10 protein-coding genes and 1 pseudogene are annotated in these 16,066 nt (G+C 70.7%); 3 read left to right on the plus strand and 8 right to left on the minus strand.

Features of this window, described 5'->3' with window-relative positions:
• Positions 1 to 15: 15 nt before the first annotated feature.
• The 8 genes from IG90_RS0125135 to IG90_RS0125170 form a co-directional block, all read right to left on the minus strand.
• Complete coding sequence (locus tag IG90_RS0125135) at positions 16 to 3,735, minus strand: ThuA domain-containing protein (protein ID WP_030588811.1); 3,720 nt, start codon at positions 3,733 to 3,735, stop codon at positions 16 to 18.
• A gap of 288 nt (positions 3,736 to 4,023) precedes the next feature.
• A complete protein-coding gene (locus tag IG90_RS0125140) occupies positions 4,024 to 5,028 on the minus strand; it encodes a sugar phosphate isomerase/epimerase family protein (RefSeq protein WP_030588814.1) in 1,005 nt (334 codons plus the stop codon).
• A gap of 13 nt (positions 5,029 to 5,041) precedes the next feature.
• Positions 5,042 to 6,259, minus strand: coding sequence for a Gfo/Idh/MocA family protein (locus IG90_RS0125145; RefSeq protein WP_245170722.1), 1,218 nt, complete (start codon positions 6,257 to 6,259; stop codon positions 5,042 to 5,044).
• 71 nt (positions 6,260 to 6,330) lie between these two features.
• Entirely contained in the window at positions 6,331 to 7,365 is a 1,035-nt protein-coding gene (locus IG90_RS0125150) for a substrate-binding domain-containing protein (RefSeq protein WP_030588819.1), read from the minus strand.
• Positions 7,366 to 7,464: 99 nt separating this feature from the next.
• Positions 7,465 to 8,517 (minus strand): ABC transporter permease, encoded by a 1,053-nt coding sequence (locus IG90_RS0125155; RefSeq protein WP_030588822.1) that lies wholly within the window; start codon positions 8,515 to 8,517, stop codon positions 7,465 to 7,467.
• Positions 8,514 to 10,037 carry a sugar ABC transporter ATP-binding protein gene (locus IG90_RS0125160; RefSeq protein WP_030588825.1) on the minus strand — a complete coding sequence of 508 codons (1,524 nt, stop codon included), beginning with the start codon at positions 10,035 to 10,037 and terminating at the stop codon, positions 8,514 to 8,516. The genes IG90_RS0125155 and IG90_RS0125160 overlap by 4 nt, the downstream gene beginning before the upstream one ends.
• 226 nt (positions 10,038 to 10,263) lie before the next feature.
• On the minus strand, positions 10,264 to 11,445 hold the full coding sequence (locus IG90_RS0125165; protein WP_030588828.1) for an ROK family transcriptional regulator: 1,182 nt from the start codon (positions 11,443 to 11,445) through the stop codon (positions 10,264 to 10,266).
• Between the two features lie 182 nt (positions 11,446 to 11,627).
• Positions 11,628 to 12,587 carry a beta-ketoacyl-ACP synthase III gene (locus IG90_RS0125170; protein ID WP_030588829.1) on the minus strand — a complete coding sequence of 320 codons (960 nt, stop codon included), beginning with the start codon at positions 12,585 to 12,587 and terminating at the stop codon, positions 11,628 to 11,630.
• Between the two features lie 241 nt (positions 12,588 to 12,828).
• On the opposite strand from IG90_RS0125170, the gene fdhD reads away from it, so the two are divergent.
• The 3 genes and pseudogenes from fdhD to IG90_RS0125185 all read left to right on the plus strand — a co-directional run bounded on the left by fdhD (position 12,829) and on the right by IG90_RS0125185 (position 15,976).
• Positions 12,829 to 13,677 carry a formate dehydrogenase accessory sulfurtransferase FdhD gene (gene fdhD, locus IG90_RS0125175; protein ID WP_030588834.1) on the plus strand — a complete coding sequence of 283 codons (849 nt, stop codon included), beginning with the start codon at positions 12,829 to 12,831 and terminating at the stop codon, positions 13,675 to 13,677.
• 67 nt (positions 13,678 to 13,744) lie between these two features.
• A pseudogene (locus IG90_RS42415) lies at positions 13,745 to 13,930 on the plus strand (LysR family transcriptional regulator); the annotation flags it as partial.
• Positions 13,931 to 14,176: 246 nt separating this feature from the next.
• Positions 14,177 to 15,976, plus strand: coding sequence for an AMP-dependent synthetase/ligase (locus IG90_RS0125185; RefSeq protein ID WP_030588840.1), 1,800 nt, complete (start codon positions 14,177 to 14,179; stop codon positions 15,974 to 15,976).
• Positions 15,977 to 16,066 lie beyond the last annotated feature (90 nt).

Here is a 16,066-nt window from a genome sequence, read left to right on the forward strand (position 1 = left end):
GCAGAGCCGGCCGCCCTACTTCGAGGGCAGCTCCTTCAGTTGGATGTCGCGGAAGGACACCTGGTCGTCGGCTCCGTGGTTCTGGAGGCCGATGTAGCCGTCCTTCAGACTGCGGGCCGGGTCGGTGTTGGTGAAGTCGTTGATCTTCGCTCCGTTGAGGAAGATCTGCAGACGTTCGCCCTGGACCTTGATCTCGTAGCTGTTCCACTGGCCCGGCGGCCGCAGGACGCGGTCACGGGCCTTGATGTCGGCGGACTTGAAGGTGTAGACGGCGCCGGTGGTGCGGTCGGCGGCGTCGGTGGCGTCGATCTGGATCTCGTACCCGTTGTTGACCGCCGACCAGGGGTCGTCGGACTCCGGGAAGCCCACGAAGATGCCGGAGTTGTCGTCGCCGGACATCTTCCAGTCGAGCTTCAGCGAGTACGACTTCAGCTCCTTGGCCTGGTAGGTGAGCAGGCCCATGCCGCCCTCGGAGTGCAGGGCGCCGTCACTGATGGAGAACTTCCCCGGGCCCGCCTGCTTCCACCCCTCCAGCGTCTCGCCGTTGAAGATCGGCCGGTAGTCCTTGTCCGGCTTGCAGTCGGCCTTGACCTGACCGGTGGCGTAGCGCAGGCCGCCCAGCAGGTGGCCGCGGAACTCCGGCTCGGCGTAGGACTCCTTGGTGTGGCCGAGACCGGTGTAGAAGGAGCGGCCGCCCTCGTAGGTCTGGCACCAGGAGATCGGGTGATCGCCCTTCATGTTCCCGCCGGTGTAGGTGGTCTCGTCGAGTGTGGCGAGGACCTTGGCCTTGTCCCGGGGGTTGGTGCCGTAGTTGTACCACTCGTCGGTGCGCTGCCACTCGTCCTCGAGATGGGCGGTCGCGGGGTGGTCGTGGTCCTCGACGCGGATGGTGGCGGGCTGGATCTGCGGGTGGGAGTCGAAGTAGGCGCCGACGAGGCCGCCGTAGAACTCCCAGTCGTACTCGGTGTCGGCGGCGGCGTGGATGCCGACGTAACCGCCGCCGGTGGCGACGTAGTTCTCGAACGCCTTCTGCTGCTCGGCGTCGAGGACGTCACCGGTGGTGGAGAGGAACGCGACGGCGTCGTAGCGGGCCAGGTTGCTGGTGGTGAACTGGGCTGCGGACTCGGTGGAGTCGACGGTGATGTTGGTGTCCTTGCCGATCTGCTTCAGGGCCTCGACACCCGCGGGGATCGAGTCGTGGCGGAAGCCGGCGGTCTTGGAGAAGACCAGGACGCGCTTGGCGGTCTTGTCGACCGGGGTGTTGGACAGTTCGAAGTCGTCGACGTCGTAGAGCGCTCCGTCGCCGCCCTTGAAGACGAGGAAGAGTTCCGTCTGCTTCCTGGGTGCTCCGCGCAGCGGGATGTCGATGTCCTGGAAGGTGTCCCAGCTTCCGGTCACCGGGACGGGACCCGAGCCGAGGATCTTGCCGGTGGGCGATCCGGTTCGCACTTCGAGGAAGCCGCCGGAGCCGGCCGACGAGACGCGGGCGGTGAGTTTGGTGGTGCCGCCCAGGACGTACGTCTTGAAGGAGATCCAGTCGTCGTTGTGGATGTCGCCGACGGTCTTCCCGCCGTGCGCGCTGGACTTGCTCGGGGTGGTGACGCCGGAGGAGTCGTCGAAGTGCTCGGCCTGCCGGTGCTTGGGCTGGAGCCGGGAGGCGTCCTTGCCGGTCAGCTCGGCCTGGCCGCCACCGCCGTTGTCGGTGTACGAAGCCGAAATGCCTCCGTAGATGTTGGCGTTGGGGTCGTGGCCGCCTTCCATGGCGGTCTTGATGGTGCCCTCGCAGCCGTGCTCGGTGGTGATGTCGTGGCCGTGGCTGTCGTGGCCCAGGGTGAACTTGACCTCGACCTCGGTGCAGTCGATGGTCCCGTCCTCCGGGTCGCTGACGTTCACCTTGAACGGCACGGCGTCACCGAACGCGAAGAGCTGCCCGTCCTCGGGGAGCACCAGCTCCACGGTCGGGGCGGTGTTGCCGACGGTCACGTGGACGCTGGCCGCACCGGTGCGGCCGGTCGGGTCCTCGGCGGTGAGGGTGGCGGTGTAGGTTCCGTTCTTCTTGTACGTGTACGTCGGGTCGGCGGCGGTGGAGGTGCCGCCGTCACCGAAGTCCCAGGAGTAGGTGAGCGGGTCGCCGTCGCCGTCCGCCGTGCCGGCGGAGGAGAACCTCACCTTCAGGGGTGCGGTGCCGGAGGTCTTGTTCGCCGAGGCCTCGGCGATGGGCGAGCGGCCTCCGGTGGCGTTCTCGATGCGGTAGAGCGCGGAGTTCTCGTCGCCGCCGAACCAGGCGAGGCCGTAGTCGAGGACGTACAGCGCCCCGTCCGGGCCGAAGGCCATGTCCATGATCTGGGTACCGGACCACGGCACGTCGTTGATGGACTGGACGCCGCCGTCGGCGTCCTGCTCGATGCGCTTGATCCACTGACGTCCGAACTCACCGGCGAAGAAGTCGCCGTCGTAGGCCTCGGGGAACTTCACCGGGGAGTCGAGGTCCGCGTCGTAGCGGTAGACGGGTCCGCCCATCGGGGACTCGGAGCCGGTGCCGAAATCGGGCACCGAGCCGCCGTCGTACGGAATCCACGCGGCCTCGGCCGGCGGCAGGTCGACGAGTCCGGTGTTGTGCGGGGACTCGTTCTTCGGGGCGGCGCAGTCGAAGGCGGCGCCCGAGGCCTTGGTGGCGAAGTCGTAGTCGATGTACGGCTCGTTGTCGCCGACGCAGAAGGGCCAGCCGAAGTTGGCGGCCTTCGTCACCCGGGCGAACTCGACCTTGCCGGCGGGTCCGCGCTCGGGGTCGGCCGCGCCCGCGTCGGGGCCGTAGTCGCCGACGTACACGGTGCCGGTGGCCTGGTCGACGGAGAAGCGGAACGGGTTGCGGAAGCCCATCGCGTAGATCTCGGGGCGTGTCCTGTCCGTCCCGGGCGCGAAGAGGTTCCCCTCCGGGATGGTGTACGAGCCGTCCTCGGCGACCTTGATGCGCAGGATCTTCCCGCGCAGGTCGTTGGTGTTGCCCGAGGTACGGCGGGCGTCGAACGCCGGGTTGCGGTCGGGGCGTTCGTCGATCGGGGTGAAACCGTCGGAGGCGAAGGGGTTGGTGTCGTCGCCGGTGGAGAGGTAGAGGTTGCCCTCGGCGTCGAAGTCGATGTCACCGCCGACGTGGCAGCACGTGCCGCGCGAGGTGGCGACGTCAAGTACCTTCTTCTCACTGGCGGTGTCGAGGGTGCCGTCCTCGTCGAGGACGAAGCGGGAGAGCCGGTTGACGCCCTCGAACTTCGCGAAGTCGGCGGCCGTTCCGGTCTCGGGGGCGTCGCCGGCAGGGGTGTCCATCGGGGGCGCGTAGAAGAGGTAGATCGCCCGGTTCTCGGCGAAGTCGGGGTCGACGCCGACGCCTTGGAGGCCTTCCTCGTCGTGCGTGTACACGGGGAGGGTGCCGGAGATCCGGGTGTTGCCTGCGCTGTCGGTGATCCGCAGCTCGCCGCTGCGCGAGGTGTGCAGCACGCTGCGGTCCGGGAGGACGGCGAGCGACATGGGCTCGCCGGTCTCCTCGGCGCCCTTGGCGAGGGTGACTTGCTGGAAGTCCTCCGCCACGGGCTCCTCGTGCCCGGGATGGCCCGGGTGGGCGGCGGCTCCGGGTGCGGAGCCGAGTGTCAGGGTCGCGGCGGCGAGCAGGCCGCCGGTGAACAGCGCGAGTGTTTTGGCGACGCGGGTCCGGGCCAGGAGCCGCTTTCTGGTTCTGTGCACGTAGGTCCTCCGGAAAGTGCCGGTTGTACGGGCGGGTGTAGCCGTGCCGTGCCGCGCGGGGACTGCCGCGCGTGCGCCACCGGAGCCGGGAGCGACCCCGGTGACGCGAGTCATGTCGTGTACACGAAATGGACGGTAGACCTGTTCGTCCTCGACGGAAAGCCCTCGTGCGACAGCCAGGTCGAACTTCTGCTTCCGCCAGGACAAAGAGGATTCCGGGCAGGGCGAAGCAGCCCCCGGGGGTGGGCCCGTCGTTCGGCCGACGCCCCCGGGGCTTGATCGTCCGTGCTACTCGCCGCCGCCGAAGGCCGCGTCGAAGGAGGCCGACGGCGGGTCGAAGTCGAACCGCCTGAGGCTGGCAAGCGCTTCCGGCGCGCCGGTCAGCCGGTCCATTCCGGCGTCCTCCCACTCCACGGAGATGGGACCCTCGTAGCCGATGGACCGGAGCATCCGGAAGACGTCCTCCCAGGGCACGTCACCGTGGCCCGCGGAGACGAAGTCCCAGCCGCGCCGGGGGTCGCCCCAGGGCAGGTGCGAGCCGAGCCGGCCGTTGCGGCCGTCGAGGCGCTTGCGGGCCTCCTTGCAGTCCACGTGGTAGATCCGGTCACGGAAGTCGTAGAGGAAGCCGACCGGGTCGAGGTCCTGCCAGACGAAGTGGCTCGGGTCGAAGTTCAGCCCGAACGCGGGCCGGTGGTCCACCGCTTCGAGGGCGCGCCCGGTGGTCCAGTAGTCGTACGCGATCTCGCTCGGGTGCACCTCGTGGGCGAAGCGCACCCCCTCGGCGTCGAAGACGTCCAGGACCGGGTTCCAGCGCTCGGCGAAGTCCTCGTAGCCCCGCTCGATCATGTGCGGCGGGACGGGCGGGAACATCGCGACGAGGTGCCAGATCGAGGAGCCGGTGAACCCGATGACGGTGTCCACCCCGAAGGCGGCGGCGGCCCTGGCGGTGTCCGCGACCTCGGCGGCGGCGCGCTGCCGTACGCCCTCGGGCTCGCCGTCGCCCCAGATGCGGGCGGGCAGGATGCCCTGGTGGCGTTCGTCGATCGGGTTGTCGCAGACGGCCTGGCCGACCAGGTGGTTGGAGATCGCGAAGCACTTCAGCCCGTACCTGTCGAGCAGTTGGTGCCTGGTGTCCAGGTACCCGGGGTCGGCCAGCGCCTTGTCGACCTCGAAGTGGTCTCCCCAGCAGGCGAGTTCGAGTCCGTCGTAGCCGAAGTCCCGGGCGTGCCGGCAGACCTCCTCCAGCGGAAGGTCGGCCCACTGGCCGGTGAAGAGGGTGAAGGGTCGGGGCATGGGCGACTGCCTCCTAGGGCGTGTTTCGTAAGTAGCGCCGTCCGCCCGGAGGGCGGGCTCGGCGGCGTCTGGTGCGTGCGATCGCAAGGCGGAGGGTCGCCCCGATACCGGATGTACCGGGGTGATCCACCACGTCGCGGGCCTGGTGGACGAAGGTGTGCTCGTAGCCGAGGGCGTGGCCCGGCGGCCACCAGGCCTCCAGGTAGGGGTGGTCCGGCTCGGTGACGAGGATGCGGCGGAAGCCGGCCGTGGCGGCCGGTTCGGTGTGGTCGTGGAAGGACAGTTCGTTGAGCCGCTCCAGGTCGAAGGCGAGCGAGCCCAGCTCCCCGTTGATCTCCAGCCGCAGGGCGTTCTTGCGTCCCGCCGCCATCCGGGTCGCCTCGAAGGAGGCCAGTGCGCCGGAGGCGAGGCGGCCGGTGAAGACCGCCGCGTCGTCGACGGTCACCTCGCCCCGCTCCACCGTGTCGGCGCTGCCGGAGAGCCCCGCCGACGCCCCGGCGAGCAGGGGCCTCTCGCGTACGAAGGTCTCGGACACGGCCGACACGCCGGTGAGCAACTCGCCAGACAGGTACTGGGCGAGGTCGACGATGTGCGCGCCGAGGTCCCCGAGCGCGCCGGATCCGGCGCGCTCGCGCCTGAGCCGCCAGGTGAGCGGGGACGCCGGGTCCACCAGCCAGTCCTGGAGGTAGGTGGCCCGCACATGGCGCAGGGGGCCGAGCCGGCCCTCGGCGATGAGCTGCCGGGCGAAGGAGATCGCGGGCACCTTGCGGTAGTTGAAGCCCACGATCGCCACCTGCCCGCGGGCGGCGGCCGCTTCGGCGGCGCGGACCATCGCCTCCGCCTCGGCGACGGAGTTGGCGAGCGGCTTCTCGCACAGCACGTGCTTGCCCGCCTCCAGGGCGGCGATGGCGATCTCCGCATGACTGTCGCCCGGGGTGCAGATGTCGATCAGCTGGACGTCGTCCCGGGCGATCAGGGCCCGCCAGTCGGTCTCCGCCGCGGCCCAGCCGTGCCGGGCGGCGGCGGCGTCGACCGCCGCCCGGTCGCGTCCGCAGATCGCGGCGAGAGCGGGCCGCAGGGGCAGGTCGAAGACGTGTCCCGCGGTGCGCCACCCCTGGGAGTGGGCGGCGCCCATGAACGCGTATCCGACCATGCCGACCCCGAGCGTTCCCGGCGCCTGCCGCGGCGAGGGTGCTGGGGCTTGCGTTTCCGTCTCTTGACTACGGGCCATGCGGACTTCCTCCTCATCGGTGTGCGGTAACGGGCCGGGGGATGCGCTCGCCGCACCCCCCGGAGTCCCGGTCAGTTGAAGCCCGTCGGCAGGTACTGGTCGATGTTGTCCTTCGTCACGACCGCGGAGTACAGGGTCAGGGAGGTCGGGATCTCCATCTCGGAGAGGCCGCTGACGCCCTTGCTCTGGCCCAGGGCCCGCGCCAGGTCGATCGCGGAGGCGGCCATCGTCGGCGGGTAGAGGACGGTCGCCTTGATGACCGAGTCGTCGGCCTTGATGGCGTCCATCGCGGACTTGGCGCCGGCGCCGCCGACCATGATGAACTCGTCGCGGCCCGCCTGCTCGATGGCACGGAGCGCGCCGACGCCCTGGTCGTCGTCGTGGTTCCACAGGGCGTCGAACTGCTTCTGCGCCTGCAGGAGTTGAGCCATCTTGGCCTGGCCCGACTCGACGGTGAACTCGGCGGCCTGGCGGGCCACCAGCTTGATGTTGGAGTAGTTCTCGAGGGCGTCGGCGAAGCCCTGGCTGCGCTGCTTGGTCAGCTCCAGGTTGTCGATCCCGGCGAGTTCGACGACCTTGGCGTTCGGCTTGTCCTTGAGCTGCTCGCCGATGTAGTGCCCGGCGTTGAGGCCCATACCGTAGTTGTCGCCGCCGACCCAGCAGCGGTACGCCTGCGGTGAGGCGAAGATGCGGTCCAGGTTGACGACGGGGATGCCCGCCCTCATCGCTTCCAGGCCGACCTGGGTGAGCGCCTTGCCGTCGGCGGGAAGGACGACGAGGACGTTGACCTTCTTGTTGATGAGGGTCTTGACCTGGCCGATCTGGGCGGCGGTGTCGTTGGAGCCCTCGGTGATCTCCAGGGTGACGTCGGAGTACGTCTCCGCCCGGGACTTGGCGTTCACGTTGATCGCGTTGAGCCAGCCGTGGTCGGCCTGCGGCCCCGCGAAGCCGATGGTGACGGCCTTGCCCGGCTTGTCGTCGGCGGGGGCGCTGTTGCCGGCGGGCTCGGTCTTCTTGGGCTCGTTGCTGGTACAGGCGGTGAGGAGCGCGCCCGCGGAGACGGCGGCGGTTCCGAACAGCAGCCCTCTGCGGCTGGTTTCTGGCATGACGGTCTGACCCTTCATCCGATGGGTGCTACGAGGTGCGGGTGCGGGGGGTCGTTCAGGTGCCGATGGTGCTCGGGGCGCTCGGGGCGCTCGGACTGTTCAGGTCTCCCGGCCGCGCATGGTCCGGCGCTGGACGAGGACGGCGGCGACGATGATGGCGCCCTTGGCGATCTGCTGGACGTCGCTCTGGAGGTTGTTGAGCGCGAAGAGGTTGGTGATCGTGGTGAAGATCAGGACGCCGAGCACGGAGCCGACGATGGTGCCCCGGCCGCCGCTGAGCAGGGTCCCGCCGATGATCGCGGCGGCGATGGCGTCGAGCTCGTACAGGTTGCCGTTGGTGTTCTGGCCGGAGCCGGCGAGCACGATCAGCATGAAGGCGGCGATGCCGCAGCACAGCCCGGACAGCAGGTAGAGGTACAGACGCTGGCGACGGACGTCGATCCCGGCGAGCCGGGCGGCCTCCGCGTTGCCGCCGACGGCGACGGTGCGGCGGCCGAAGGTGGTCCGGTTGAGGATCAGCCATCCGACGACGGTGACCACCGCGAACATGATGACCAGCGGCGGGATCCCGAGGATGTAGGAATCCGGCAGGCCGAGGTCCAGGACCGAATCGACGGTGACGATCTGGGTCTTGCCGTCGGTGATCTGGAGGGCGAGTCCGCGGGCCGAGGCGAGCATGGCCAGCGTCGCGATGAACGGGACCATCCCCCCGTACGCGATGAGGACGCCGTTCACGAGTCCGGCGGCGAGGCCGACGATCACCGCGGTGAACGCGATGCCCGCGAAGCCGTACTCCTGGGTGGCCAGGGTCGTCGCCCACACCGAGGCGAGGGCGACCATCGCGCCGACGGAGAGGTCGATTCCGCCGCTGATGATGACGAAGGTCATGCCGACGGTGACGACACCGATGACGGAGGCCTGAGTCAGGATCAGCTGGAGGTTCCCGGTGTCCAGGAAGGCGTCCGGTTCGGTGATGCCTCCGACCAGGATCAGGGCCGCGAGAACGCCGAGCAGGGACAGGATCCGGACGTCCGGCCGCAGACCGAGGGCCGGCCTGCCGCCGCCCGACTTCGAGGGCGGCGCGCCGGAGGGGCCCGTGAGGGCTCCCTTGTCCGGCCCGTTGTGCTGCGCCGACGGGGCGGGCTGTGTCATGGCGTCGGGCTCCCTTCCATCACGAGGTCGAGTACGCGGTGCTCGTCGAGCTCCTGGGCGGGGGCCGTGTGGACCACTTCGCCCTCGCGGAGGACCAGCACCCGGTCGGCGAGGCCCAGGACTTCGGGCACTTCGCTGGAGACGAGCAGAACGGCGAGGCCTTCGTCGGCCAGCCGGCGGATCACGGCGTAGAGCTCGGCGCGCGCGCCGACGTCGACGCCACGGGTGGGTTCGTCCAGCAGCAGGACCCGGCAGCCGCGCAGCAGCCAGCGGGCGAGGACGGCTTTCTGCTGGTTTCCGCCGGAGAGGGTGCGGACGGCGGCGTCGGGGTTGTCGGGGCGCATCTGCAGCTCGCGGGTGGCGTCCTGCGCCGCCTTCCGTTCGCCGCCCCGGTCGATCCAGCCGATCCGGGCGAAGCGGGAGAGGGAGGAGACGGAGACGTTGCGGGTCACCGACTCGGTCATCAGCAGGGCCTGCGCCTTGCGTTCCTCGGGGGCGAGGCCGATACCGGCGGCGACGGCGGCGCGCACGCTGCCGGGGCGGAGCTGCTTGCCGGCGACGGTGACGGTCCCGGTGCTCGCCTTGCGGGCTCCGTAGATCGTCTCCAGGATCTCCGAGCGGCCCGAGCCGACGAGTCCGGCCAGGCCGACGATCTCGCCGGGCCGCAGTTCGAGGTCGACGGGGGCGAACTCGCCCTTGCGAGAGAGGCCTTGGACCCGGAGCACAGGTTCCGCGGTGGCGGCGGCCGGCTGCTGCGGGCGCGGCGGGAAGACATAGGCGACGTCCCGGCCGGTCATCATGGCAACGATGTCGCGGGTGGGGGTGTCGGCGGCGGGAAGCCCGACGGCGACGGTCCGGCCGTCCTTGACGACGGTGACCCGGTCGCCGACGCGGCGGATCTCCTCGAGGCGGTGCGAGATGTAGACGACGGCCACCCCGTCGGCGGTGAGGCTGTCGACGATCCGGAAGAGGTTGTCGACCTCGTCCGGGTCGAGGGCGGCGGAGGGCTCGTCCATCACGATGAGCCGGACGTCGTGGGAGAGCGCCCGCGCCATGGAGACGATCTGCTGCTGGGCGGCGGAGAGGTCTCCGACGTGCCGGGCGGGGTCGATCTCCGGATGACCGAGGCGGGCCAGCAGCGCTTTCGCGGCCGCACGCCCCTCCCCCGTACGGACGATGAAGCCCGCACTGGTCGGCTCGTGGCCGAGGAAGACGTTCTCGGCGACCGAAAGACCCTCGACCAGGTCGAGTTCCTGGTAGATGGTGGCGATGCCCAGGCGCATGGCCGCGATCGGCGACTTGAGCTGGACGGTTTCGCCGCGCCAGGTGATCTCGCCGTCGTCGGGCTGGTGGGCTCCGGCGAGCACCTTGATCAGGGTGGACTTGCCCGCACCGTTCTGGCCGAGGAGGCAGTGGACCTCGCCGGCCTGGACTTCCAGGTCGACGCCGTCCAGGGCGCGGACGCCCGGGAAGAGCTTGGTGATGCCGGACATGGTGAGCAGGGGTGGTTCTGGTGCCATGACGAATCCCCTCGGCGAATGGGGTCTCCCCTGCTCGGGCGGTGCCGAGGGGCCGGGGAGGGCCGGTGAGCGGACAGGGCGCAGGGCTGGAGGTGCCGTGGAGCCGGCGGCACCGCGGACGGCTGCTGACTAGTACCTGAGGAGCTGATACCTGACGAGTACCTGACGAATAGCGAGTCGCGCTGACTGCATGCTGACTACATACGGTGGTGCGTACGGCCCGGGGTCAGGCCGGCGAGAAGAGGTGGTCGCTGATGAGCCGGGCCGCGCCGATCACTCCGGCGACGGGCCCCAACTCGCCCAGCACGATGGGGAGATTGCCGGTGGCCAGGGGAAGGGACTGCTTGTAGACCTGGGTGCGGACACTGGCGAGGAGGTTGTGACCGAGACCGGTGACCCCGCCGCCGATCACCACCAGACCGGGATTGAAGAAGCTGACGAGGCCGGCGATGACCTGCCCGGCCCGGTTGCCTCCTTCGCGGATCAGGTCGAGCGCGGCGGCGTCCCCGGCAGCGGCGGCGGCCGCCACATCGACGGCGGTGAGGCGTCCCACCGCCTCCAGCCGGGCGGCGAGCTCGGGCGAGCGGCCCTCCCGGGCCGCGTCCTCCGCGTCCCGGGCGAGGGCGGCGCCGCTGAAGTGGGCTTCCAGGCAGCCCCGGTTGCCGCAGGCGCAGGCCCGGCCGTCCGGTTCCACCTGGATGTGGCCGATGTCCCCGGCACTGCCGGTCGTGCCGCGGTAGACCTCACCGCCGACGACGATGCCGCAGCCGATGCCCGTTCCGATCTTGACGCAGAGGAAGTCGCCCACGGATCGGGCGACGCCCGCGTGCTGCTCCCCCATCGCCATGAGGTTCACGTCGTTGTCGACCATGACGGGGCAGCCCAGCTCCTGGCTGAGCGCCTCGCGGACCGGGAACCCGTCCCAGCCGGGCATGATCGGCGGCGCGACCGGCACGCCCTCGGGGAAGCGGACGGGGCCGGGGACCCCGATGCCCGCGCCGTCGAAGGCCTCGGCGAGCCCGGAGGCCCGCAGTTTGGCGGCCATCGACAGGACCTGCTCGAAGACGGCGACGGGGCCCTCACGCACGTCCATCGGGTGGTTGAGGTGTCCCAGTACCTCCAGCTCCGCGTTGGTGACGGCCACGTCGATCGAGGTGGCACCGATGTCGACCCCGAGGAAACGCAGTTCGGGAGCGAGCCGGATGTTGTGCGAGCGGCGCCCGCCGCGCGATGCGGCGAGTCCGTCGGCCACCACCAGGCCGGTCTCCAGCAGCCGGTCCACCTCGACGGCGAGCTTCGAGCGCGAGAGCTCGACCTGATCACCCAGTTGCGCACGGGAGTTGGGGCCCCCGTCGCGCAGCAGTCGGAGCAGCCGCGCCTGATGCGCGTTCGCGGGCCGTGCCGTCATACGTCTCACGCGTCCCTCCCCGCCACATCGGCCAGTCCGTCGGGCTTTCGAGGGAACGTAGCAGCGCTTTCACGGAGTGGGAAGAAGTTGCGCAGGAATCGGCCCCAACTTTCTCCACACCCAGGACAAAGATGCGGGGAAGGCCCGGGGAAGCGGTCAGGGGCCGCGGTGGGGAGCCGCGGTCAGGGGCAGCGGATGACCTGGCCCGCGTAGGAGAGGTTCCCGCCGAACCCGAAGAGCAGGACGGGCGCGCCGGAGGCGACCTCCCCGCGTTCGACCAGCTTGGAGAGGGCCATCGGGATGGAGGCGGCCGAGGTGTTGCCGGAGTCCACGACGTCCCGCGCGATGACGGCGTTGACCGCGCCGATCTTGCGGGCGACCGGCTCGATGATCCGCAGATTGGCCTGGTGCAGGACGACGGCGGCCAGGTCCTCCGGGGCGATGCCGGCCTTCTCGCAGACCTGGCGGGCGATCGGGGGGAGCTGGGTGGTGGCCCAACGGTAGACGGACTGCCCCTCCTGCGCGAACCGCGGCGGCGTGCCCTCGATGCGGACCGCGTTGCCCATCTCCGGCACGGAACCCCACAGCACCGGTCCGATGCCGGGACCGTCCGGGGTGTCGGGGGCGGCCGGGTCGGCGGTGACGACCGCGGCGCCCGCGCCGTCGCCGAGCAGGACGCAGGTGCTGCGGTCGGTCCAGTCCGCGATGTCGGCCATCTTGTCGGCGCCGATGACCAGCGCCCGGGTGGCCGCACCGGCCCGGATCGCGTGGTCGGCGGTGGCCAGCGCGTGCGTGAAGCCGGAGCACACCACGTTGATGTCCATCACGGCGGGCGAACCCATGCCGAGCCGCGCCGCGACCCGTGCCGCCATGCTCGGGGACCGGTCGATCGCGGTGGAGGTGGCCACGAGGACCAGATCGATGTCCGCGGGCACCAGCCCCGCCGTGGCCAGCGCCTTGGCTGCCGCGTGCGCGGCCATCTCGTCCACCGGCTCGTCGGGGCCACCCACATGGCGGGTCTTGATACCGACCCGGCTGGTGATCCACTCGTCGCTCGTGTCGACCATGGCCGCCAGGTCGTCGTTGGTGAGCACCTTGGCGGGCTGGTAGTGGCCGAGCGCCACGACACGCGAGCCGGTCATACGGGTTCCCATCGTCGGGTAGGGCAGGAAACATCCAGTCTTGGTCGCTACCGCCGGGTACGGGGGCACGTGATCCCACAGGAATCCGGCCCACACGTTGGAGCCTTGACAACTGCCTGGTCAGCGTGCTGAGCCGGCAGCTGCGACACGTCGGTGCGGTGCCGGACAATGACGGGGTCAGGTTCCGGCTTCCGCATCCGGACGGAAGCCGCCGCACACGGACAGAATCGGGTTCACCATCATGGGACGGGTCACCGAACGCCGCCGCACCCTCCGCATCCGGGACGGTGCCGTCTCCTCCCGCGCGGACACCCTGGTGGCGGAGGAACCGCTGGAGATCCGTCTGAACGGCCGGCCGCTGGCCATCACCATGCGCACGCCGGGCGACGACTTCGCGCTGGCCGCGGGCTTCCTGGTCAGCGAGGGGGTGATCGCCGAAGGGGACGAGGTGCAGTCGATCGTCTACTGCGCCGGGGCGACGGCGGACGGCGCGAACAGCTACAACGTGGTGGACGTGAGGCTCGCGCCCGGGGTCGAGGTCCCCGACATCACACTGGAGCGGAACGTCTACACCACCTCCTCGTGCGGCCTGTGCGGCAAGGCCAGCCTGGACGCGGTGCGCACCACGACCCGGCACCCCGTGGCCGACACTCCCCCGGTGCGGGTCACCCCGGAGCTGCTGTCGGCCCTCCCGGACCGGTTGCGCGCCGCGCAGCGGGTGTTCGACCGGACGGGCGGCCTGCACGCCGCCGCGCTGTTCTCCGAGGAGGGCGAGCTGCTGGACATCCGCGAGGACGTCGGCCGGCACAACGCGATCGACAAACTGGTGGGCCGGGCGCTCACCGACCACCGGCTGCCCCTGTCGCGGGCCGTTCTGCTGGTGTCGGGCCGGGCCTCGTTCGAGCTGGCGCAGAAGGCCGTGATGGCGGGGATCCCGGTACTCGCGGCGGTCTCGGCGCCGTCCTCGCTGGCGGTGGACCTGGCGGCGGAGAGCGGACTGACGCTGGTCGGCTTCCTGCGCGGCCCGTCGATGAACGTGTACGCCGGTGAGCACCGGATCGCGCTGGAGCCGGCGGACCCGCGACCCTGAGGTCCGGGGCGGTCCCCTCTCCGGTCACCGCCCCGGGTATCCGCCGGGCACCAGGCCGTCGCTCACTCTCCCGCCGGGTCTGGTGCCGGTTCCGGCCAGGACGGGGCTGCCGGAGCTCGGCGGCGTCGACTTCGTCCTGCTGCACGGGAACCGCCGGGGCGCGGCCCAGGAGGCGGCCGACGCGCTGGCCTCCGCGATCCTGGCGGGCGGCGACCGGCTGCACCGCGGGACCGGCCGCGGGGCGGGTTCGTAGGCAGTGGTCGCAGCGGGCGGATTCGGTGGAGATTCCGGCGCGAGCCGCTTACCCCTCCGTCAGAACTGGACCGGCCGGACGCCCGAGCCTTGCCCATCTGGCCGGATTTCAACGCTTGACCTGTGCGGACGGCATGGTGTGCGGAGGCCCGGGGCCCTCCCGCCGGGTCCCCGGTTGGGGTAGCGTCGCGGCGCTGTGCGGAGCGCCGTTAGGAGCATGTCATTGCGCGATTTCACTGTCCCACCCATGGCGGCGGCGCCTCAGGTCGGCGGTCTGGCCGATGTGGTCTTCGACTACGCGGAGGCCGATCCGCACCGCGTCGCGCTCGGCCGCAAGGACACCGGGGGCCAGTGGCGTGATGTGACCTCTGCGGACTTCCGCGATGCCGTGCTGGCCCTGGCCAGGGGACTGATCGCGCACGGGGTGCGGTTCGGCGACCGGGTCGCGCTGATGTCCCGTACGCGCTACGAGTGGACGCTCTTCGACTTCGCGCTCTGGACCGTCGGGGCCCAGTCGGTGCCGATCTACCCGACCTCCTCCGCCGAGCAGGTCCTGTGGATGCTGCACGACGCCGAGGTCGTGGCGGTGATGGTCGAGCACGAGGACCACGCGATGACCGTCGGATCGGTGATCGACCGGCTGCCGCGTCTGAAGCGGCTGTGGCAGCTGGACGCCGGAGCGGTGGACGAGCTGGTCGGGGCGGGCGCGAACATCGACGACGAGGTGGTGCACCGGCACCGGCGCGCGGTGACGCCCGATTCCGTGGCGACCGTCATCTACACCTCGGGGACGACGGGCCGCCCCAAGGGGTGTGTGATCACCCATGCGAGCTTCATGTTCGAGAGCGACACGATGGTCACGCGCTGGGAGCCGGTGTTCCATTCCAAGCCCGGCGACGAGGCGGCCACGCTCCTCTTCCTGCCGCTTGCCCATGTCTTCGGGCGGATGGTCGAGATCGCCGCGGTCCGTGGCCGGGTCAAGCTCGGCCATCAGCCGGAGCTGTCCGCGAACGCGCTGATGCCGGACCTGATGACGTTCCGGCCGACGTTCATCCTGGCGGTGCCGTACATCTTCGAGAAGGTGTTCAACGGGGCCCGGCGCAAGGCCGAGGCGGAGGGCAGGGCCGGTCCGTTCGACAAGGCCGTCGACATCGCGGTGAAGTACGCCGAAGCCATGGAGCAGAAGGCGTTCGGGGACGGGCCGGGCCCTTCGGCCGGGCTGCGGATGCAGCATCAGTTCTTCGACAAGGTCGTCTACAAGAAGGTCCGCGACGCGATGGGCGGCCGGGTGCGGCACGCGATGTCGGGCGGCTCGGGCATGGACCGCCGGCTCGGGCTGTTCTTCGCGGGCGCCGGGGTGAGCGTCTTCGAGGGGTACGGGCTGACCGAGTCGACCGCGGCGGCGACGGCGAACCCTCCCGAGCGCACCCGGTACGGGACGGTCGGGCAGCCCATTCCGGGGACGTCGGTGCACATCGCGGACGACGGCGAGGTGTGGGTGCACGGGCCGAACGTGTTCTCCGGCTATCTGGGCAATCCCGCGGCCACCCGGGCGGTGCTGCAGGACGGCTGGCTGGCGACCGGGGACCTCGGTGCGCTGGACGAGGACGGCTATCTGACGATCACCGGGCGGAAGAAGGAGATCCTGGTGACGTCCGGCGGCAAGAGCGTCTCCCCGGCCGGCCTGGAGGAACGCGTACGGGCGCATCCGCTGGTGGCGCAGTGCATCGTCGTCGGCAACGACCGCCCGTACATCGCGGCGCTGGTCACCGTCGACCAGGAGTCCGTGGACCACTGGCTGTCGATGCAGGGCCGCACCCCGCTCGGCCCGGCCGACCTGGTGCGGGACCCGGACCTGGAGATGGAGGTCCGCCGGGCGGTGGTGGCCGCCAACACGGCGGTGTCCCAGGCCGAGTCGATCCGCACGTTCCGGATCCTGGCCCATCCGTTCACCGAGGAACTGGGGCTGCTGACGCCCTCGCTGAAGCTGAAGCGCAAGGCGATCGAGACGGCGTACGCGGTCGAGGTCGACGCGCTGTACCACTGACCCGGCGGCGGGGCGGGCGGCCGGTCCGGCGGGGCGCCCGGGGCGGGAATGCCTGGGCCCGTCCGGTCGTTGTCGTGGGGAGTCACCAAC

Source organism: Streptomyces anulatus, assembly GCF_000721175.1.
GTDB classification, from domain to species: Bacteria; Actinomycetota; Actinomycetes; order Streptomycetales; family Streptomycetaceae; genus Streptomyces; species Streptomyces anulatus_C.

Bases quoted from the DNA above. Each gene is read 5' to 3' on its own strand.
- IG90_RS0125170 (WP_030588829.1), bottom strand. From the start codon at position 12,587: ATGACCGGCTCGCGTGTCGTGGCGCTCGGCCACTACCAGCCCGCCAAG.
- IG90_RS0125165 (WP_030588828.1), bottom strand. From the start codon at position 11,445: ATGACGGCACGGCCCGCGAACGCGCATCAGGCGCGGCTGCTCCGACTG.
- IG90_RS0125155 (WP_030588822.1), bottom strand. From the start codon at position 8,517: ATGACACAGCCCGCCCCGTCGGCGCAGCACAACGGGCCGGACAAGGGA.
- IG90_RS0125145 (WP_245170722.1), bottom strand. From the start codon at position 6,259: ATGGCCCGTAGTCAAGAGACGGAAACGCAAGCCCCAGCACCCTCGCCG.
- IG90_RS0125160 (WP_030588825.1), bottom strand. From the start codon at position 10,037: ATGGCACCAGAACCACCCCTGCTCACCATGTCCGGCATCACCAAGCTC.
- IG90_RS0125185 (WP_030588840.1), top strand. From the start codon at position 14,177: ATGGCGGCGGCGCCTCAGGTCGGCGGTCTGGCCGATGTGGTCTTCGAC.
- fdhD (WP_030588834.1), top strand. From the start codon at position 12,829: ATGGGACGGGTCACCGAACGCCGCCGCACCCTCCGCATCCGGGACGGT.
- IG90_RS0125140 (WP_030588814.1), bottom strand. From the start codon at position 5,028: ATGCCCCGACCCTTCACCCTCTTCACCGGCCAGTGGGCCGACCTTCCG.
- IG90_RS0125150 (WP_030588819.1), bottom strand. From the start codon at position 7,365: ATGCCAGAAACCAGCCGCAGAGGGCTGCTGTTCGGAACCGCCGCCGTC.